The sequence below is a fragment of the Acholeplasma equirhinis genome, assembly GCF_017052655.1.
Lineage (GTDB): Bacteria > Bacillota_I > Bacilli_A > Acholeplasmatales > Acholeplasmataceae > Acholeplasma > Acholeplasma equirhinis.
Genome location: NZ_JAFIDC010000001.1, coordinates 24,722 through 44,272, shown reverse-complemented (window position 1 = coordinate 44,272; position 19,551 = coordinate 24,722). Strand labels below are relative to the sequence as shown.

Below are 19,551 nucleotides of genomic sequence, written 5' to 3'. Positions count from 1 at the left end.
GCTCTTTACTTAGTTAATTTTTTGATTTTCATCATCATGATTAGGTATTGTATCATTGATAAGGAGAAGTCTATCAACCGCTTCTTCATCGTAGATTTCTTCGAATATAACTTTTAAAATGTTAAGGAATTTCCATCTATCCTTGAAAGCAGAAATTGCTAATAAAAATGTAATGCCATTCAACATGATTTCGCTATTCTCCTTAATTGTATCCAACTCACAAGCATAAATTTTATCGTTGAAAAGATACAATCCGTACCAAATATCCGAATCCATTTTTTGCACTAATATCATCCACGTATCATCTACTCTAACAACAAGAGTCTCAACTTTAAAATTAAAAATAGTCGTATCCCCCTTTTAATTTCTTCTTTTATAATTTGTTTCCAGCACTAATCGATGTTCAATTAAATCCATGATTTTCTTTTGGTCCATCTTCCTTTTAATGTGTAGGTATGGATCTTTATTATTTTCTTCAACTTGTTTATAGTATTGTTCTTCAGTAACTAATTCTGCACTGATGACAACATCTGGGTGATCTTTTTTAACTCTTGGAAATACTCTAGCAATATCGGATGCTTGTTTTCTATCATGTGCCATCACTGGAAAGGTAATTGGCATATATTTATCTCTACCAACATGACCGCACTTTACTGTCACTAAATAGTAATTTATTCCATGTTTATCTCTTACGACTTTCTTATGTTCTAAGAACTCTTCTTCGTCATAGTAGATTTGAGCTTTACAAGTTATTGGTTGTTTTATTTGTATTGGTGAGATAATGACTTGATCTTCTTTCCAACCATCAAATGCATTCGGATCAATCGAAACGACCTCATCTGGAATTCTCAGTTCTTTAATTGATGTACAATTCTTAAATGCATGCTTTTGTATAGTAATCAGTTGGTTAGGAAGTTTTATTTTCTCTAATTCTGTACATCCTTCAAAACAACCAACTGGTATGACAGTAATGTTACTTCCTGCTTCAATATATACCTTCTTAAGTTTTGTTTGATTAAAAAATGCACCGTGATCAAGTTTTTTAACCTTAGAATGGATATTTACACTCTTAAGGTTTCTTTGTTTTGACATGTACTCGTCAGTAATATGATACATGTCTTTTGGTATGTTAAGATTGAATACTTTCCCCATGGTATCCCTCCCTAAATTTTTGTTATCTCGAATTTGTAGAATGCGAAATTGCGCTTAAGATTATGATGCAGAATTATTTTATGAATGTCTAACTCTTCGAAATCAATCTTCCCCTTTAATGCATCTAAATCTTGTTTAGTGAACTTGTTTTTTTTATTAAGATTTTTTAATACTTCAGTTTCTAATTCTTGATTCATAGTTAAGGATCTAATATCTTCTAAATTGATCCATTCATTCTTGTATTTTGAAATCATGACGACTCCGGCATCTTCAAGTATAGTTTGTTCTTTTAATTCTTCAAGTTTTAATAAGTTTTTGTATACGGTCATTTCATTGTATGCTTTAACCTCAACATACACTAACCTATTTTGATAAGTTTGAATTAAGAAATCTGGTGTGTAAATTCTACCGTTTGAAGTATATGCTATTGTTCTAGGCTGCTCTTTAATACGAATTGCATATTGAATCTTAGAAATTTCTTGAATGAATTCTTTTTCAAGTTCAGACTCTGTAAAAATCGTCTCAACGCCTAAAAGTGTATTGCAATCGATGAACTGCTTGTTGGATGTCACAGTTGATGATTCTAAACCTCTCATTGGAAGTCCTTTGAAGAGAGTTTCATCAATTTGATCATATGGTTTAGTGTTGATACCTAGTAATTGATCAAAACAAATTAATCCATCAATATGGTCAGGATGCGTTCGTCTATAATAAAGCCTACCATTTGATTCATTTTTAAGTATAATTATCTTTTTTTGATAAAATAGTCTATTCAGTAAATCTTCTAGTTCATAAGCTGTGATTGATGGTGCTTGGTTAAATGCTCTAGATTGCAAGAAAAGGTCTGCCCTCTCACCTCGTCCACCTCTAAGTACAGTTCTAATTGACTTAAAATATGCCTTCTCACCTAAACGTTCAAAATCATCTAATAATTTCAAAAGATTAACTTCTAATCTTGAATCATCAATCACCATTATTCACCTCTTTATTGAGTCGTGAAATGTAATTTAAGAGACGTTGACTATTAGGTTCCAATTTATCTAGTTGATTAAATAGTTTTAAAAGATACTCATTTGAATTGTTTATTAAGAATTCATTTGCTATTATGTGTTTTTCAAGATCAAAGATTTGCTTATTATCTAAATTAAGTTTTACTCTTTTCCATCTTCTACTCGAATCAAATTGGTTTTTTAAACTAATTCGATATCCATAAGTGCTTTTTGTTATTTGAAAATAATATTTCAATTCATCTTTAATTTTTTTAAACTGATCCTCTGATTGAACTTTATCATCCAAATCATCTATGATCAATTGTTTAATACTATTTACAAACTCTATTTTCAGATAATCATCAAATGAGTCACAACCATATAGAACAATAATTTTATCTTTGATGATTTTTGGAAGTTCCATTGTCGATCTATTATAGTAATTATGTAGAGTTTGTCTCGAGATGTTCAGTCGATTTGCAAGTTGTATTGTGGAGATTTTATAAGTCTTGTTTATGTATCTCAGAATATTTCCGAATTCATAATCATCTTCATCATACGGATCATCTTTGAAGGTTCTAAACAAATACTCTCTTTCATACGCTTCTTTGAAACAATCTATATACACGTTATCCCCTCCGTTTATATTATGTCTAAATTATATCAAACCATGTTTTAAAATGTCGTGTTTTTAGACAAAAACGGTCGTTTTCCGTGTAATACGCGCGCGTGCGTAAAAATTCATTTATACCACAAAAAAAGGAAGCAATTGCTTCCCTCTTTTAAGATTTTACTTCTACTTCTTCAAGTGGTATTTTTGAATCATTATCAAGTTTAACTGGTGCTACTTCTTGGTGCTCAATTGCAGCTTCAGTGAATGCTAATTCATTTTGTTTAGTTTCACCAAGTGGATTAGTTAGTGGTGCTGATGCAACTTGTTCTTTAAGTCTTTCTTCTCTATGATATGAACGAGATAGATAAAGTGATAACTTAGCACAAGCTGGTCCAATGAGTTCATAAAGAACTGAAGATGCAAGAATGATTGTTTCAAGTGCTTGACCTTGTTCTCCTCCAAGGACACGTGCACCAAGTGCAGCAAGCCCAATTGCTACCCCTGCTTGTGGAATTAATCCTAAGCCTAAATAGTTTTTAACTTCTTTAGACTTACCAGCAATTGCAGCTCCAGTATAAGCTCCAAAGTATTTACCTATAATTCTAACAATAAAGTATACAATACCAATAACAATTAATGGAACAGTACCTGCAAATGTTGATGTATTTACTAAAGCACTTAAATTAAAGTTTACACCAGATCTTACAAAGAATAGTAAGAGAATTGGTGGTGCAAAGTAATTCATTGTTTTAAAGAGTTTATCATCATCTGTAACATTAATATATACAGTACCCATTGCCATACAACCTAAAAGTGGTGAAATATCAAAGATTGCTGCAATACCACAGAATAGGAAGATAAATGCAAGTGTAATAATTAATTTATTATCTTTACTTCTTTTTGATGTTAATAAGAATTTGAGGATATATCCAAATAATCCACCAACAACGACCATTGCAAGATTTTGTAGGATTGGTAACCCAATTTCAACAATTGAGATAGCCCCTCCACTTTGGCTTGCTACTGCGATTGAGATTGCAATTGAATACGCAACAAGTCCAACAACATCATCCAGTGCAACAACTTGAATTAAAGTATCAACGAAGTCTCCTTTAGCACCAGTTTGACGAATTGTCATAACTGTTGATGCAGGTGCTGTTGCAGCTGCAAGTGCTGCAAGTACGATTGAGAATGCTAAATTCATTTTTAAGAAAAAGAATGTTACAACAAAGATTAAGATACTTGCGAGTAATGACTCAAATAAAGTAATAATCACAACTTTCATTCCATTCTTTTTCAAGACTGCGAATTTGAAGAATTCACCCGTTGAGAATGCAATGAATGCAAGCGCAATATCTGCAAGGAAGTCCATTCCAGTAACAACTTCTCTTGGAATCAGGTTTAAGACATAAGGTCCAATTAAAATCCCAGTGACGATATATGCAGTGACATTTGGAAGTCTAAGTTTCTTAGTGACTCTAGTCATTAAGAAACCTAAGAATAACATAAGACCGATAGATATAATTGTAATGGCGACTGAAGATTCAACGCCTAGTAATTCGTAGATGTTCATAAGTGCTTACCCTCTCTTAGCAATTTAATATAAGTTTAAAGACTTCCATGTCTTCTAAGTTTGTTCTGTTTAAATCAAAGAATCTTGCAGCATACATGATTTCAAATAGATTAACTAATTGTTCATCATTAATTTCAACTGCATTTAAATATTTCAAAATGATTTCTCTTAATCTGTGTTCATAAAGTAAATTATCTGGTAACTTCTTCATAAACTTATAAAGTTCAATAAATTTAACTTCTGTTGTAACTTCATTTTTCTTTTCAAATAAACTTAAGAATCCATGATGATTTTTAGTTTTATACGTAACTTCCATACTGCCATGTAAGTAAATATATGTAGATAAAGTTTTTAATAACTCTGAATCATTCTTCTTTTCATCAATCTCGATTCTTAAATCATCCCCGTTAATATTTAAAGTCATTTCAAAAAGTTCATAAAACAAATGATCTTTTTTCCCATTTTCTATTTGTTTTGCACTATTCTTTAATAAAAAAAGGAATTCTGGATATGCAGTTAAATTAAATTCATGTTGACTTTCTATTATGATCTTTCTCATAATGGTTACCTCCCACTTTAGATAAGGTAATTTCATTAAAATGTGGGGTTAAAACCTTAATCTAGGTGCCTTCTAAAATATTTTTTACCTTTATCATGACAACATTATAAACCCGTTGTATAATAAAGTAAAATAATGTTTTATTTGCTATATATAAGTTTTTCTTATAGTAGAAAGGAACTCCTATGGATATTAAATTAAAAACTTTAATTGCTGTATGTGAAGAGGGTAGTTTTACAAAAGCCTCAGATATTTTAGCTTTAACCCAACCTGCCGTTAGCCAACAAATTAAATCGCTCGAACAAGACTTTAGAATTACAATTTTTGATAAAAGAAAAAAGAAGTTGGAGTTAACACCAGAAGGTGAACTCCTACTTCGTTATGCTAAAAGAATTGATCAATTGACGTTAAATCTACAATCAACATTTGATGGGATGAAGAAGAATGTCAATTTCCAACAAACTTTAACCGTTGGTGTGACACACACATTAGAATCCAATATTATTGCGAAAGCTATTGCACAATATACAGCCGAAAATAATGCATTCCATGTCAGATTGATATCTGACTCAGTTAAAAACCTGTATCAAAAGATGAAAACTTATGAGGTCGATTTAATTATTATTACCGGTAATATTAACGATAAGAACTTTGATTTCATTACTTTAGATAATGATTCATTAGCTGTTGCTGTTGCTAATGATAATCCATTATCTAAAGAAGAAAGTGTATCACTTCAAAAACTATCCAAAGAAAAACTTATCTTAAGATCTAAGACATCTGATACAAGATTATTATTTGAATCTCATTTAAAAACTAAATTTATGGAAATCAGTGATTTCAACGTTATCCTGGAACTTGATAACGTTGAAGTTATTAAAGACTTAGTAAGAGATAATTTTGGCACTTCTATTCTTGCAAGAAAATCATGTATTCGTGAAATAAAGAAAAACAGATTTAAACTGATCAATATCGATGGAATAGATATGACAAGACAAATCAATATCTACTTCCACAAAGACTTCTCTTATATTAATGAATTAAAAAGAATGATTACAATCTATAATCAATTGATTACACAATAAGTATTAAACCAAATTTGATTTAATTTACTATTTTCTACCAAATTAGGTTTACTCAATTAAAAACAAAAAATCCCCATTTAAAGTGGGGATTTATCTTTAATCATAATTTACTAATGAATCATATTCTTCAATACTTGTTACTCCATCAATAACTAATTGTTTAAAGTTATCTTTTAAGAATGTAACTTTAGAGTTAATAACATTTTCTCTAATGTCTTCTGTATTAACATCCTGGTTTTCAATTAATTTCTTTAATTTGTTATCAAAATTAATAACTTCAAAGACAGCTTTACGACCTCTATAACCCGTATTGAAACATTCACTACATCCAATAGGTTTATAAATATAAGTATATTTACTTACGCCAAGACGTTCTGCTTCTCCTGCAGTAACCTTAACCTTTTCTTTACAATGTGGACAAAGTTTTCTTGCAAGGCGTTGAGCAATCGCTCCACTGATTGCGTCTGCTAGTAAATATCTTGGAACACCCATATCCATTAAACGTGTGATGGCACCAACTGCATCGTTTGTATGTAGTGTTGAAAAGACTAAGTGTCCTGTGATTGCTGCACGAATAGCCATTTGTGCAGTTTCTTCATCACGAATCTCCCCGATCATGATAATGTTAGGGTCTTGACGTAATATCGCTCGTAAGGCACTAGAAAACGTTAAATTAGCCTTTGGATTAATTTGGATTTGGTTAATGCCTTTTAATTGGTTTTCAACAGGATCTTCAACTGTTGTAATGTTGACATCTTCTCTATTTAATTCTTTTAAGAATGAATAGAGTGTTGTTGTTTTACCAGAACCTGTTGGTCCTGTAACTAAAACAATGCCGTATGGTTTTTCAATCATGCGTTTAACTGATTCAAATTGGTCTTTAAAGAAGCCTAAGGATTCAAGTGATAAACTATTCATCTCCATGTTATAAACACGGATAACAATCTTTTCTCCATGAATGGTTGGAATTGTTGAAATACGGAAATCAAAATCTTTCTCATTAATAGTTAATTGAAGTTTACCATCTTGTGGAATGCGTCGTTCTGCAATATTTAGGTTTGCAATAATTTTAAATCTTGCAAGCAGTTGTTGAAAGATTGGTTTAGGTAGTTTCGTATTTTCAACCAAGTGACCATCGATTCTAAATCTGACAGTGACATACTCTTCAAATGGTTCAATATGGATATCTGAAACATTAGATGCAACAGCTTCTCTTAATAGAGAATCTGCAAGTTTTACCGCAGGTGAGTTTGCAAGAATGATTTCATCAATTTCATCATCCTTAACTTCTTTTGAAACTTCACTACCTAACACTTCTTTTTTACGTTGTTTATTTTCAATGTACTCAAAGAGTGTTGTTAAGTTTGTTGGTGTGACTAGTACAATCTCTAGAGGTAAATTGTAATAAGCTTTTAATTGGTTTGTTTTTACTAGATTATGCGGTTCTGAAAGAGCAGTTGATAATTTACCGTCTTTATTCTTAAACGGTAAAATATTTAATTCTTTTAAGAAATAAAGTGGTGCAGCAGAGATTACTGCATCTTCAATAGATAAAGAGCCAACCTCACTTAAGGGTAGTTGATAAAAGACACTTAATAGTTCATACATTTCATCTTCTCTATAAACCTTTTGGTTTATGAGATATTGATAAAGGTATGCAACTTTAGCATTTGCTTCAGCTAGTAAATTTTTAAGTTTTACTTGATCAGCTTTTGGATTCTTTTCGATTAAGAATTGATAAAATACTTCATTTATATACATATAGTCACCACCTTAAATACTACTCATCATTGAAATCATTGGTAAGAAGATCGATAGAATAACAAATCCAACTAAACCACCAGCAAATACAACCATCGTTGGTTCTAACAGTTGAGTTGCCTTACTGATTGTTGTTTCTAGTACTTCATCATAATAAAGAGATGTAATATCTAGAACTTCATCTAAGTTACCTGTTGATTCACCAACGTTAATCATTTCAATTAACATTGGTGGGAAAAATGATATATGTTCAATTGAACGGTGAATCTTTTTACCACGTTTAATTTCATCAATAACATATTGGAATTTGGCTTCAAAGACAACATTATCCATTAATTTACCAATAATACCAATTGAATCCATGACGTTTAATCCACTGGAAACTAACACAGATAAACCCTTAGAAAAACGAGTTGTTATTAAATAGAAATTTACCTTCTTTATAACTGGTATATTTAACTTTAGCCAGTCTTTGACGTATTTACCAGATTTAGTTTTAAACCATATGAAGATCAATGCTATTAGGATAATAAATCCACCTAATAAATAAACCCAGTTTCTTGTTAAGAAATGAGATAAGTCCAGAACAAATCGTGTGATTGCAGGGAGTTCCGCATTCATTTGCGTAAGTGTTGTTTCAAATGATGGAACGATAAATGTAATTAAGAATATAAATACTGCAATTATGGCAACAAATAAGAAAGCTGGATAGACAATTGCAGTGGATGCTTTTCTTTTTAACTTAGCATCTCTTTCATAAAAGTCAGCTGCTTTAATTAATACTTTAGGTAATTGACCTGAAACCTCACCAATATAAATCATATTTCTAAAGTAGGCTGGGAAAACTTTTGGAAACTTAGCAAGTGCTTCACTAAACAGTGAGCCTTTATATAGTTCTTCTTCAACTTTAATTAAAATGTTTTTTAATGCACCAGATTTTGTTTGATTGTTAATTGTCTTAACTGCATCTTCAACAGAAATACCTGCAGAAACCATAATAGATAATTGACGAATGAATAAAACAACTTCATTTTTAGAAGGAGTTGAACTCACTTGTAAGAACATATTTGGTCCTTTATTCACTTTCAATTTAAAGTCAACTAAATGTAGATTTTGTTTCTTGAGTTTAACCTTTAAGTCATTCTCATCGAAAGCATCCGTTTCACCTTTAAATTGCTTACCTGAGAGATCCTGTGCTTTATAAGTGTAATACGGCATAGAGCACACCTCCTAATAAATCCATATAGAAATTAATAAGTGTTTCACCAAAGAACATATAAATGATTGCAGCATATACTAAATATGGACCAAATGCAATTTCACTATCTCTTTGTTTTACTTTAACTGCAATTAAAGTTACTTCTATAATTGATGCAATAATGCATCCAATTAAGAATGTAAAGATAACACCTTGCCAACCAATGAGCATTCCAAGTGCAGCTAAGAGTTTTAAATCACCAAAACCCATCGCTTCTCTTTTATAAATCTGTTGTCCAATCCATCTCACTATAAATATGATTAAAGCACCAATTAAAAACCCTAGTCCATTTATCCATAGAATGTTTAAATCTGTAAATGCTTGATGAATTGTATATATTAGACCTAATACTAAAATGGAAAGATTTAATCTATCTGGAATATATTTATGTTCATAATCAATTCTTATAATTGGAATCATTACAGTAATTGTTAAAACATAAATAAAGAATTCTATTTGGAATCCAAATATTAAATGAGTAAATAAATATAACACTCCAGTCAAAAGTTCTGTTATCGGATAAAGAATTGAAATCTTTTCACCACAACCAGAACATTTACCTCTTAAAAATATATAACTAAAAACTGGTACGAGTTCATACCATTTAAGTTCTTTATGGCAATGTGTACATTGAGATCTACCTGTTGAAATTTTAATACCTCTAGGTATACGGTAGATAAATGCATTTAGGAAACTGCCAATTAAGATGCCAAGGATAAATATTAAAACTCCCATGGTGTCATAATCCATTCTTCGACTACACCTGTAGTCGAAACTTTGACTTCAATTTTAAATCCTTCAAATACGATTTCATATAAATAACCATCATTGATTTCAATATTGATATTTTGATCAAGTGCTTCTACATAATAAGTAACTTGTACATCTGGAATTAAGATATCCTGGTAAAGTTCAACGTATACTTCTTGAGCATAGGTTTGAAGTTTAAGCTTATTTTCAATTTCTTGATTTCTGGTTTCATAGAAAGCATATTTAGACATAATAATTGAAAACACAACAATAACTAATAAAGAAACAACAAGCATCGTAACAGCTGTGATACCAAGAATCATACCTTTGTTAGATGGGGTTTTCATGATACCACCCACTTTCCAAGGTTAATTATTGATTTATATGTATATACTTTCGTATGAAGATCATGAATTTCCAATTCATAAATGTCATTTAAAAACTCTAATGTATAAGTTACTGTAAAATATGCATCTTTTTCATCTACAACTAGAATAAAATTTTCGTTAAAGTAAATTGTGTTTTCACCAATATCAAAATAAGTTGGATCAGCTAAATATAACGCATGTATATTTTCAATTAGACGATGAGTTTTCCAAGCATCTTCTTTTTTTAACTGATAATTGCTGACTAAAGACAGCAGAATTAAAATACTCAAAAAGATTGTTGAGATAATAGCTACTGAAACCACAACTTCGAGTATAGTAAAACCTCTTTTAGTCATAACCTAAAATCCTTTTACTTTGGTATAACTTTGAATCATTTGTCTTCTTAAGGTTTCGTGTGAAACTTTCTCAAAGTTAAGGTTATTTAAGAATTCGTGTTTATCAATTAATGATTGATCATCACTTAAAAGCATAAATTTAAAGTTCAAAGATTCTTCTTTTAAAAGTTTAAAATATGCATAAAGTGTATCAAGGTTTCTCATAAAACTGATTTCATCAAATCTATCAAATGGCAACATTTGATATTCACCTTTATGGTACATATGTAAATTGAATTTTCCTAATTCATCATTTAGTAAGACAATGTTTGATTCACTTCCAAATAGATTGAAATGAATATCTTTAACTAAATAAATTTTCACTTTACCAAGTTTTAATTCTTTAGAGATACTTTGTATGAAGTGAACATGGTCTTTTGAAATTAGGTCAGCATAAATAGTTAAATACTTTTTAGCATTTACTTTAGTTGTTAAATTAACGATGTAGTTTGAATAATTCGCATACATAAGTTTTAACTCTTTATAAGTTAAAGTATTGGCTTTAAACTGAGACATTCTTGGCAGATTAAAGGTATGATTTAATGCGAGACTTGAATCTAAAAATACATGAATATCTGAATTAAATTCTTTTATCTCTTTAATTTCTTCTTTTAGCTTCTCTTTCAAAGTTGCATAATCAAAAAATTCACTGACTCTTAAATCAGATTCATTAGAAATTAAATATTGAATTTTATCTTTTGTCATGTATAGTATGATTTGTTTTTTCAAGTTAATCCCTACTTTTTTAAACTTTATAGTAATGCAATGTCATGTAATCTGATTCACTTATCCATAGTAAGACTGTAATAAGTGATTCATCTTTACTAAATTCAATATTTTGAATGTACTTCGTTTCTAGAATAAATATTGAATTCCTGATCAATTTTAAATTAGCTTGATCAAAAGAAATGTTGATTGTACCATCAATAACAAGTGATTCGTCAATAACTTCAACACTTGTCGCTTGATCAATATAATTTTCAATGTATTTATCAATTAAATACAATTCATCAAAAGTTGCTTCTTGAATTTGATGATTAAGTAGAATTGAAGATGTATATGTTGTTATGCTGAAAACTGTTAACAAGACAATACTTGTAACAGCAATTGAAACTACAAGTTCAATTAAAGTAAAAGCTTTTTTCATATCCACCTATATAATAAATAAAATTCTTTAATTTTATTTTACTTTAAAATACATAAAATGAGTTAAAAAAGAGGGGGTATTCAAGAGAATCCACCCTCTTTTAACTCTTTTTTAATTAAGTTTATGCAGCAAAATCAACGACGATACTAGAATCTAATGAAAGCACATCCCCATATGAATAAACTACGTCTAAACCAGGAATAATACTTAATGCATAATTTGATAAGTCAACTTGTGCAAGAATTAAATCTAATAATGCATTCATTGTTGCTAATTGGTCAGCTTCAATAGCAATATCTCCGACTTCACTACTGAATACTAATGTTAAAACATTGTTTACTAATTTTAATTCAACATTTAATTCAGCATCAACTGCATCAGCTGCATCTAATCCAGAAATTGCTGATGCTCTTAACACTGATTCGACTTGTGCAAGTTCTTGCTCAGCTTTTGATCTGTTAGCATTGTCTACAAAGACATTATAACCAACAATTGATACTGTTGATAGAATTGCAATGATTGCAATTACTACGATGAGTTCTACTAAAGTGAACCCTTTTTTTAGTGCTTTTGTCATATTGTTCTCCTTTTAAATTTTATGATAATGCTGTATTAGGGTTGTATGTTTGAATTTGTAATGAAACAACATTATTGTTTGCATCTAATTGAAGAACAGTAATAGTTGCACTGTCACCAATACCTGCATTGTATTGTTCTGCAGTTTCTCTCACATAATAGTATGCAGCATTATTTTCTAATGATGGATCTTGAGTAATGCGAAGTTTCTTTAAAACAGAAACAACATCAGAATTTACTGCGAATGTTGATGAGTCAACGATATCGCGCATAATTCTAGTATAGCCACCAAACTTTAATGAATATTGAATAGTAACTAATGTCTTAACTGAACCATTAACTTTCTTAAATGAGATGTTATCACCAAATTCTAATGCTGGTAATTCTGATTGAGTTAATGTTAATGATAATTTAGATTTATTTTCTGCAGATAAGCTAGTTTCAACACCATCATTCACTAATACAACGTGTTCACCGTTACTATTACCATGATAGAAACGTCTATTAGAACTGTCTGTATGCATAACTACTTGTGAGTTAGCATCAACATAAGTCTTAGTTGATTGATCAAGTTTTAATAATGCTTGTCCATGACCTACAAATAAACCAACATTTTCAGCACTTGAAGTTAATGTTACTGCCATCTTAGAGTTAGTTACATTGATAATTGTTCTTGTAGAATCTGTTGCAGATTGGATGTAACCGAACATTAATGAGTTGATTGTACCTAAAAGTACAGCTTTACCAGTAATTTCAACATTAACAACATTAATAATACCTTTAGTTAATGCATAACCGTTTGCATCAGAACGAGGACCATAAGCTAATAAACCTGTTGCGAATGTGTTGATTAAGTTAACATTTAAAATTTTCACATCTTTAAATGTAACAGCCTTACCTTCTTCGTGACTTAAATCAAGATAGTTAACGATACCTCTGAAATCTTCTGGTAAATTTAACATGCTGTGATTGTCACCATCAAATTCAAAGCCTTGTGCTACCATTTGAATTCTGTTGATTGATTTACCATTAAAGTCGATATCTGCAGTTAATCTGATTGATGCAGGTTTTAATGGATCAACAGCTTTATTACTTTCATCAACAATCCATTTATAGTTTGCAGCTGATGCAACAAGGAATGTATCACCATCTTTAGCAGGTTCAACTGCTAATTCACCATCCCAAGCAGCTGGGTTAACCACTGTATATTCGATTTCAACTTTGAACCCCTTATATTCAACTTTGAAAGTAAATGTACCAACTGCAGCTGTATTTAGGAAATATGTATTACCTACTTTAGTTGCATTTGTTACAGAGATTTCTGAATTATTAAGTGAAATTGGTGTACCACCAATACCATTAATAAACGCAGTAATTGTAAAGTCATCTAATCTTACTTCTTGATTTAAAGTATACTCAGCTTGGAGTGTTCCATTTAAACTAATTGAATCTACATTTTCTAATGTGTCACCACAAGCAGCAAGAACGAACATTGATACTAGGGTTAACATAAGTAACATTATTTTTTTCATTTTCTTTTCTCCTTTTATCTTTATTCAACTTCCGGAACTTACTGGAAGAATTACTTTTATTGTTATTTGACCGACGATTGTATCGCGGCTAAAAGCACGTACTGTATAGAATGTTTCACCATTCACTGTGTATGCTTTAACATGCATACCATAAATATCACTTCTTGGTAAATTTGTTAAATCTAGGTCTAAACTACCTTCCTCATCAAATGAAAGTGTTTTTGTCTCTGGATCATAAGAGCCTTCTGCAAAACCAACGTTTAATAATGGAATTGGATTAACGGGTATATTTTGCTTTTGCATTTCACTCATTATGAATGTATCTTCTGCATAAAGTAACCCTTTATGAATCTTCATGCTAAGTTTTGAGCCAAAGAAACTAAATGAATTTTCTTCAACAGATTTAACTGTTTTAGGTAACTTAACACTTAACTGTGAGATAGGCAAGTTTACATTTTTAATTGTAGGGACATGCATTTGATATCTCGCAAATATGATTCTTTGATATTGAATCGATGTTGTTGCATTCCATTTTTCATTTGATACATAAATATTATATGCAGGACCAAATTCATAAATGAAACTTTCAACTCTACCTGGTGTAACATCAGTATAGTCTTTATATGTATCAAGTATTTGATTCCAAGTTAACACTAAATCATCCGCGTTACCTAAATCTCTAATTCTTGAAATCATATCTGCAACATGATGACCATATTCTGTTAATAAGTGAATCCCCTTACCGTAGAATTCTTCTGGTGTATCAATATCAGCGTAATTATTTGGATATTTACTTCTTACTTCGTCATATTTCAATAATTCAATTTTCTTTGTAGATGAAATATAGAAATATGCGTACCCCTTTGATCTTGGTGTGAAATCAAATCTACCACCACCATTAGATGAATTAATGAAGTACTTAATGTCATCTGAATCAAACGCCTCTGAACTCACTGTAGTGAATGCAGATAATGCTGTATTCATTGAAGCTAACTCTTGTTCGTCTGCACTCAAGTTTGCTTGATCAATGAATGTGTTGTAGCCAACAACTGCGACTGTTGAGAGTACTGCAACAATTGCAATGACTACAATCAGTTCGACTAACGTGAAAGCCTTTTTTAGTGACTTTTTCATTTCCGGTCATCCTTTCTAACTGTTGTACCGTTTTTTATTCATTTATTCATGAGTCGCTTTTAACGCCCCAAATTGCAAAACCCACTTAAACCGTTTAAGTAATCCATAACTTTTAATGCACTTCAATCAGGAATATCAGCAAATTTCACATATTTGAAAAAAAGAGTATAAAAAATATCGAGTACCATTCGACTTTAATACCGTTTTTAAATGTTTAATTAGGGACTTTTATCATTCGATCGTCCACCTGACTTTTTCTCCCCGCAGTCATGTCTTACTCATCGGTAAATTAATATTTTTTTTCATTTCCTGAAAATGTATGCACTTTCATTGTATAAATTTTGGCATAATATGTCAATGCGTTAGACTCATTTTGTCATAAGTTTAAGGTAGGAAATCGTTTTTTGATGGATTTTTAAATTAACTAAAATAAAAAGGTCTCTACGAGACCTATTTAACAAAGTTTCATAATATTAGTCAACAACTAATTCAAGTTTGAATAAAACGACTTGAATGACGATGATTAAGGTTATCACTACACCAATCCAGGTAATGTAGCTCAAACCTAATGCTAAAGGTAACATGGATGTTGCAAGTTCGAATACTGAAACTATTCTAATAGAGGATAATATACCTTGTTTTTGAGTGAAAAACCATATGATCGTAAGTAATAAAACAATCCCTGCTAAGCATACAGTTAGAAAAGGTCCAAAATGTCCGTAACCAAAAGGTAGAAGATCATAGTAATTTGTATAATGTATGATAGTTTCTACAGGTTCTGGTGCAAATCTCATTGCAACACTATTAGGTAAAGCTGCCATTAATAATACTGCAATCTGTGGAATGAATAAATATAGATACTTTTTCTTCATATCGATTCTCCTTATCCCCGAAAACTTTTTTTATTAATTCCATTTTAGCAAATTAAAGTAAAAAGGTCACGATAAGTTATCATACTCATTGTGACCTTTGTGAATTTATATTAATAATCATTTACCATGACTTGGTAATAAGACACATAAATAGAATATTTTCTTTTCCATGTCAGGTGTGATTGTTAAGACACCACCAAGTTTTTGTGTAACTTCTTCAACATTTTCTAAACCAATGCCGTGTTCATCACCATTGGTTTTAGTTGAATTGTATTTACCATCTTTATAGTTAATATTACCATCAAACGCATTTTCAACATGAATGGATGTCCATGTATCTTGATTGTTTACTCTAATTAAAATGTATCTTTCTTCTTCTTTTAACTTAAGGTTTGCTTCATAAGCATTAAATGTAATGTTATGGAAGAGTGTTATCTTTTCGATTAAGGTTAAATTCGTTCTTCTAGGTTCTTGACCTTCAAAGAATAACTTAATATTGGCATCTTTACACTTTCTTGCTAATTCTTGCATCATTGAATCAAAGATCACGTTATTCGTGAAATGCTTACGATTCCAGAATTGAACAATCTCGTGGTTTTCCATTTCATTAATCAAGTCTTGAGCTTCAGTATTTAAATTATCATTAATTAAATTTCTAAGTAAATCTATATTTGCTTGATAATCGTGTTTGAACTGACGATATTTTTCATACTGCTTTTCAGTGTTTTGATAATGCAGTAACTGCATTTCAAAATGTTGACGTAAGATTTCATTTCTTGATTCAGCTTTAACACGTTCATGATTCTTTAGTGAATAATAGATAACCACATAAATGATTGTTATTAACATGAGTGATGTCAACATTGTTGAGTAAATATAAGATCTATTAGAAACTAAGAACGTTAAATCTGAGTTTAGAGATAAACTGCTTATAATTGTTAATTGAATTGCGATAAAGAAATTAAGAATACTACCAATTTTTAAAGCTTGTTTAGATTTAATAAAAACTCTTAGTTTTGTTCCAGGGAAGATTAATTTTCTTAACAACATAAAAAGTAAGAGTGCAATTGGGAATGTAATTAAAGTAATGGTGTTATAAACTGAAGCTTCTGTGTATGCATGGAAACTTCCATGCAGGAACATAATTGAATATACTGCATTTAGTATATTTCGAATACAACTTGCATTAATTACAGCAAGTGTTGCAGAATAGAAACTTTGTCCTGGTCCAAAACTTGTTGTTAATCTGATAGCTAAATATAAGATAATCGTTACCAATGGAAATAACATATAGGCATAGGTTTTATCAACATAGATATAGGTAGCAATTAAAGCAACTAATGCAACACCAATGATCCACCAAGTATGCCCTTGTCTTGGTGATACTTTTTTAAAGTATGATAGGAACATTGCATTATATATAGTTAGCACAATTAAGGATAAGATACTCATACCATTTCCACCTTTTGTTCAAAGAAATTCACTTTATTTATAAATCGCATAAAATGATTTTCAAAAGATTCCATATATGTTTTTCCTAATGGAATCATTGAACCATCCTTTAAAATGATTTCATTTTTATAAACTTTAGTAATGTAATTTAGGTTAACGATATAAGATCTGTGGACTTGGAAAAATTCTATTTGATTAAGCTTAGATAAAACATCTTGTAAGTTTGAATAAAATTTTTCAACTTTATTATCAAAATGTATTGTAATAACTTTATTCCAAACTTCAAAATATTGAATTTTGTTTAATGAGACAACATGTCTGTTGCCTTTAAACTCAAAGAAAAATAATTTATTCTTATCTTCTTCTATATGTTTAATAGTTTGATCTAAAATCTTTGTAAATTTTTCTAACGTACAACGGCTTTTAACGATATAATTATCCGCTTTAACATCAAATGCTTCATAGACATAATCCTCGGTTGATGTGAAGAAAATAATCTTTGAAATAGAACCTAATTCTCTTAATTTACGAGCAATATCTACTCCATTACGATTAATGAGTTGGATATCCATAAAAATGATTTCATACATCGATGGTGTTTCAGAAACATTAAATAATAATGCATCCCCTGAATTGAATGTTGAAACCTTATACTTATATCCTAGTGCCAATGTCGCTTGATCTAATAGATCAATACATTTTTTGATATCCTCTTGTTGATCTTCACATATTGCAAAATTCAAAAACATTTCATTGGAACTAAATTTTTGCCCCTGATTATAATCCATGGTACTAACCTCCAAAAATTTAGATTGTTTTTTTATGTTTTGAAACATTGATGCATGGTATTGTTTTTCGCAACGCCGATTATATCAAGAAAATATATGAGAAAAAATCAATTAGCACCACCACATTAAATTATGTAAAACCTCTGAAAATATCCACATATTTTCAATTTTTCGTGTGAAAATACACAATATTTTCGACAATTTATATTGGTAAATTGAATCTTTTGTCAGTTTGTTGTGTATTTAATAACCTCAATTAAGTGTGTTTTAAATTTAAATTGTGGTTGTATTTGATTTTCTACTATACTGTCTCTAACATAAGCAAATAATTTTAAAATTGTAACCCTACACAATCAAATTATTTGCATGAAAAATATATAATAACATGCGTTGAATATCAAAGTAATACCTTGAAAGGCTATTTTAAACCCCTGAAAGTAAGCTCAAAACCAAAATTTTAATCATTAAAGGATAAATTACGACAATTAAGGGATTTTACTAAACTTCTTTTATTTTTCCATGTTAATTTGAAACCAAGATGAAGTTGAATATACTATAAAACTTTCATTTTCTCCTCTTTTTAAGTTAGGTATAGAGCTTATCTAACCTTTTTTATATATAAAACAAAAAGCAGACTGATGGCAATCTCAGGTCTGCTTTCTGTTTTGGGGGAGATTAGATAATTCTTCTAAACTTACTTAATCATTTTTGGCGGGAATGATTAATTATGCCTTGTCCATATCATAATTTAAATATAAATAGATATCAACTTTATCAAAATGAGTTACATAATATCTAAATTAAAATGCAAATTGAGGGGTTTAAACTTGCAATTCAAGGAATTTTTAACCTTTTAGTTTGTTTATATTGTTATATTACATTTAGAGGAGGTAGCTATATGAGAAAATTTCTAATCTTTGCAGTATATAATTTATTACTCATTACACTTGGTGTTGCAACACTGTATGCTGCATCTACCTATATTGAAAAAGAAATGAATAGTTTAGACCAATCTTCACTTTTAAAATCATCTCCTTTTGAAGATGTCATCATATATCATGTTAAATATACTTTTAATACAGAAACATTATCTTTTGAAGTTAAATCTTTAGAAAATAATAGTGTACTTAATCTAACACTTTCTGATAGCATATATGGTTATCCTGTCACGGCGATTAAAGATAAAGCATTCTATAAATCAAATATTGAATACATTACACTTGGTAAACATATTAAATATATTGGAAATAATGCTTTCGAATCATCCATTAATTTAAAAGAACTTATTGGATTTGAACAGATTCAATCAATTGGTAAATGGGCTTTTAAAGATTGTATCAATCTTGAAATGGATATCACATTTAAATCAATTCAATATATCGGATTAAGAGCTTTCTTTAATGTCAATAAAATTAAAAGCGTATCCATTGATTTAAATGATGATTCTCTTTATCAAACACTTGTTATTGATAAGGATGCCTTTTCTTTACCTAATGCCTTATCATTAAACACCACTCCATAAACATTTGTCGATTTATTAATAACCA

General features: G+C 30.0%; 21 protein-coding genes. 2 read left to right on the top strand and 19 right to left on the bottom strand.

The features are described from left to right. Positions 1-9: 9 nt before the first annotated feature. From JV173_RS00180 to JV173_RS00155, 6 genes are all read right to left on the bottom strand, one after another. Complete coding sequence (locus JV173_RS00180) at positions 10-294, bottom strand: hypothetical protein (protein WP_205734270.1); 285 nt, start codon at positions 292-294, stop codon at positions 10-12. Between the two features lie 66 nt (positions 295-360). Beyond that, on the bottom strand, positions 361-1,152 hold the full coding sequence (locus JV173_RS00175; RefSeq protein ID WP_205734269.1) for a leucine-rich repeat domain-containing protein: 792 nt from the start codon (positions 1,150-1,152) through the stop codon (positions 361-363). A gap of 11 nt (positions 1,153-1,163) precedes the next feature. Further along, on the bottom strand, positions 1,164-2,126 hold the full coding sequence (locus JV173_RS00170) for a TnsA endonuclease N-terminal domain-containing protein (protein WP_205734268.1): 963 nt from the start codon (positions 2,124-2,126) through the stop codon (positions 1,164-1,166). Beyond that, positions 2,116-2,565, bottom strand: coding sequence for a hypothetical protein (locus JV173_RS00165; protein WP_205734267.1), 450 nt, complete (start codon positions 2,563-2,565; stop codon positions 2,116-2,118). Before JV173_RS00165 ends, JV173_RS00170 begins: the two co-directional genes overlap by 11 nt. Before the next feature lie 358 nt (positions 2,566-2,923). Continuing rightward, on the bottom strand, positions 2,924-4,327 hold the full coding sequence (locus tag JV173_RS00160) for a cation:proton antiporter (RefSeq protein ID WP_205734266.1): 1,404 nt from the start codon (positions 4,325-4,327) through the stop codon (positions 2,924-2,926). A 16-nt stretch (positions 4,328-4,343) separates the two neighbouring features. Further along, a complete protein-coding gene (locus JV173_RS00155; protein WP_205734265.1) occupies positions 4,344-4,886 on the bottom strand; it encodes a hypothetical protein in 543 nt (180 codons plus the stop codon). Positions 4,887-5,071: 185 nt separating this feature from the next. On the opposite strand from JV173_RS00155, the gene JV173_RS00150 reads away from it, so the two are divergent. Further along, a complete protein-coding gene (locus JV173_RS00150; RefSeq protein WP_205734264.1) occupies positions 5,072-5,971 on the top strand; it encodes a LysR substrate-binding domain-containing protein in 900 nt (299 codons plus the stop codon). A 96-nt stretch (positions 5,972-6,067) separates the two neighbouring features. On the opposite strand, the gene JV173_RS00145 is transcribed toward JV173_RS00150, so the two are convergent. From JV173_RS00145 to JV173_RS00085, 13 genes are all read right to left on the bottom strand, one after another. Beyond that, positions 6,068-7,732, bottom strand: coding sequence for a GspE/PulE family protein (locus JV173_RS00145; RefSeq protein WP_205734263.1), 1,665 nt, complete (start codon positions 7,730-7,732; stop codon positions 6,068-6,070). Positions 7,733-7,744: 12 nt separating this feature from the next. After that, positions 7,745-8,950 carry a type II secretion system F family protein gene (locus tag JV173_RS00140; RefSeq protein ID WP_205734262.1) on the bottom strand — a complete coding sequence of 402 codons (1,206 nt, stop codon included), beginning with the start codon at positions 8,948-8,950 and terminating at the stop codon, positions 7,745-7,747. Next, positions 8,931-9,740 (bottom strand): prepilin peptidase, encoded by an 810-nt coding sequence (locus JV173_RS00135; RefSeq protein WP_205734261.1) that lies wholly within the window; start codon positions 9,738-9,740, stop codon positions 8,931-8,933. The genes JV173_RS00140 and JV173_RS00135 overlap by 20 nt, the downstream gene beginning before the upstream one ends. Beyond that, positions 9,713-10,087 carry a hypothetical protein gene (locus JV173_RS00130; protein ID WP_205734260.1) on the bottom strand — a complete coding sequence of 125 codons (375 nt, stop codon included), beginning with the start codon at positions 10,085-10,087 and terminating at the stop codon, positions 9,713-9,715. Before JV173_RS00130 ends, JV173_RS00135 begins: the two co-directional genes overlap by 28 nt. Then, entirely contained in the window at positions 10,084-10,464 is a 381-nt protein-coding gene (locus JV173_RS00125) for a type II secretion system protein (RefSeq protein WP_205734259.1), read from the bottom strand. Before JV173_RS00125 ends, JV173_RS00130 begins: the two co-directional genes overlap by 4 nt. Before the next feature lie 3 nt (positions 10,465-10,467). After that, entirely contained in the window at positions 10,468-11,208 is a 741-nt protein-coding gene (locus JV173_RS00120; protein WP_205734258.1) for a hypothetical protein, read from the bottom strand. Positions 11,209-11,248: 40 nt separating this feature from the next. Then, positions 11,249-11,650 (bottom strand): type II secretion system protein, encoded by a 402-nt coding sequence (locus JV173_RS00115; RefSeq protein WP_205734257.1) that lies wholly within the window; start codon positions 11,648-11,650, stop codon positions 11,249-11,251. A gap of 121 nt (positions 11,651-11,771) precedes the next feature. Beyond that, complete coding sequence (locus JV173_RS00110; RefSeq protein ID WP_205734256.1) at positions 11,772-12,227, bottom strand: prepilin-type N-terminal cleavage/methylation domain-containing protein; 456 nt, start codon at positions 12,225-12,227, stop codon at positions 11,772-11,774. 19 nt (positions 12,228-12,246) lie between these two features. Then, positions 12,247-13,758: a hypothetical protein gene (locus JV173_RS00105; RefSeq protein ID WP_205734255.1), complete on the bottom strand. Its 1,512-nt coding sequence runs from the start codon at positions 13,756-13,758 to the stop codon at positions 12,247-12,249. A gap of 24 nt (positions 13,759-13,782) precedes the next feature. After that, positions 13,783-14,892 (bottom strand): type II secretion system protein, encoded by a 1,110-nt coding sequence (locus tag JV173_RS00100; protein WP_205734254.1) that lies wholly within the window; start codon positions 14,890-14,892, stop codon positions 13,783-13,785. Positions 14,893-15,365: 473 nt separating this feature from the next. After that, positions 15,366-15,764 (bottom strand): hypothetical protein, encoded by a 399-nt coding sequence (locus JV173_RS00095; protein ID WP_205734253.1) that lies wholly within the window; start codon positions 15,762-15,764, stop codon positions 15,366-15,368. 117 nt (positions 15,765-15,881) lie between these two features. Then, on the bottom strand, positions 15,882-17,216 hold the full coding sequence (locus JV173_RS00090; protein ID WP_205734252.1) for a GHKL domain-containing protein: 1,335 nt from the start codon (positions 17,214-17,216) through the stop codon (positions 15,882-15,884). Continuing rightward, positions 17,213-18,004: a LytR/AlgR family response regulator transcription factor gene (locus JV173_RS00085; RefSeq protein ID WP_205734251.1), complete on the bottom strand. Its 792-nt coding sequence runs from the start codon at positions 18,002-18,004 to the stop codon at positions 17,213-17,215. Before JV173_RS00085 ends, JV173_RS00090 begins: the two co-directional genes overlap by 4 nt. Before the next feature lie 898 nt (positions 18,005-18,902). On the opposite strand from JV173_RS00085, the gene JV173_RS00080 reads away from it, so the two are divergent. Then, complete coding sequence (locus JV173_RS00080) at positions 18,903-19,526, top strand: leucine-rich repeat domain-containing protein (RefSeq protein WP_205734250.1); 624 nt, start codon at positions 18,903-18,905, stop codon at positions 19,524-19,526. The last annotated feature ends 25 nt before the right edge of the window (positions 19,527-19,551 follow it).

Excerpts from the sequence above, each read along its gene's own strand:
- JV173_RS00140 (WP_205734262.1), bottom strand. The coding sequence starts at position 8,950 with ATGCCGTATTACACTTATAAAGCACAGGATCTCTCAGGTAAGCAATTT.
- JV173_RS00120 (WP_205734258.1), bottom strand. The coding sequence starts at position 11,208 with ATGACAAAAGATAAAATTCAATATTTAATTTCTAATGAATCTGATTTA.
- JV173_RS00115 (WP_205734257.1), bottom strand. The coding sequence starts at position 11,650 with ATGAAAAAAGCTTTTACTTTAATTGAACTTGTAGTTTCAATTGCTGTT.
- JV173_RS00085 (WP_205734251.1), bottom strand. The coding sequence starts at position 18,004 with ATGGATTATAATCAGGGGCAAAAATTTAGTTCCAATGAAATGTTTTTG.
- JV173_RS00155 (WP_205734265.1), bottom strand. The coding sequence starts at position 4,886 with ATGAGAAAGATCATAATAGAAAGTCAACATGAATTTAATTTAACTGCA.
- JV173_RS00125 (WP_205734259.1), bottom strand. The coding sequence starts at position 10,464 with ATGACTAAAAGAGGTTTTACTATACTCGAAGTTGTGGTTTCAGTAGCT.
- JV173_RS00095 (WP_205734253.1), bottom strand. The coding sequence starts at position 15,764 with ATGAAGAAAAAGTATCTATATTTATTCATTCCACAGATTGCAGTATTA.
- JV173_RS00090 (WP_205734252.1), bottom strand. The coding sequence starts at position 17,216 with ATGAGTATCTTATCCTTAATTGTGCTAACTATATATAATGCAATGTTC.
- JV173_RS00110 (WP_205734256.1), bottom strand. The coding sequence starts at position 12,227 with ATGACAAAAGCACTAAAAAAAGGGTTCACTTTAGTAGAACTCATCGTA.
- JV173_RS00080 (WP_205734250.1), top strand. The coding sequence starts at position 18,903 with ATGAGAAAATTTCTAATCTTTGCAGTATATAATTTATTACTCATTACA.
- JV173_RS00145 (WP_205734263.1), bottom strand. The coding sequence starts at position 7,732 with ATGTATATAAATGAAGTATTTTATCAATTCTTAATCGAAAAGAATCCA.
- JV173_RS00160 (WP_205734266.1), bottom strand. The coding sequence starts at position 4,327 with ATGAACATCTACGAATTACTAGGCGTTGAATCTTCAGTCGCCATTACA.
- JV173_RS00130 (WP_205734260.1), bottom strand. The coding sequence starts at position 10,087 with ATGAAAACCCCATCTAACAAAGGTATGATTCTTGGTATCACAGCTGTT.
- JV173_RS00105 (WP_205734255.1), bottom strand. The coding sequence starts at position 13,758 with ATGAAAAAAATAATGTTACTTATGTTAACCCTAGTATCAATGTTCGTT.
- JV173_RS00135 (WP_205734261.1), bottom strand. The coding sequence starts at position 9,740 with ATGGATTATGACACCATGGGAGTTTTAATATTTATCCTTGGCATCTTA.
- JV173_RS00170 (WP_205734268.1), bottom strand. The coding sequence starts at position 2,126 with ATGGTGATTGATGATTCAAGATTAGAAGTTAATCTTTTGAAATTATTA.
- JV173_RS00100 (WP_205734254.1), bottom strand. The coding sequence starts at position 14,892 with ATGAAAAAGTCACTAAAAAAGGCTTTCACGTTAGTCGAACTGATTGTA.
- JV173_RS00180 (WP_205734270.1), bottom strand. The coding sequence starts at position 294 with ATGATATTAGTGCAAAAAATGGATTCGGATATTTGGTACGGATTGTAT.
- JV173_RS00165 (WP_205734267.1), bottom strand. The coding sequence starts at position 2,565 with ATGGAACTTCCAAAAATCATCAAAGATAAAATTATTGTTCTATATGGT.
- JV173_RS00150 (WP_205734264.1), top strand. The coding sequence starts at position 5,072 with ATGGATATTAAATTAAAAACTTTAATTGCTGTATGTGAAGAGGGTAGT.
- JV173_RS00175 (WP_205734269.1), bottom strand. The coding sequence starts at position 1,152 with ATGGGGAAAGTATTCAATCTTAACATACCAAAAGACATGTATCATATT.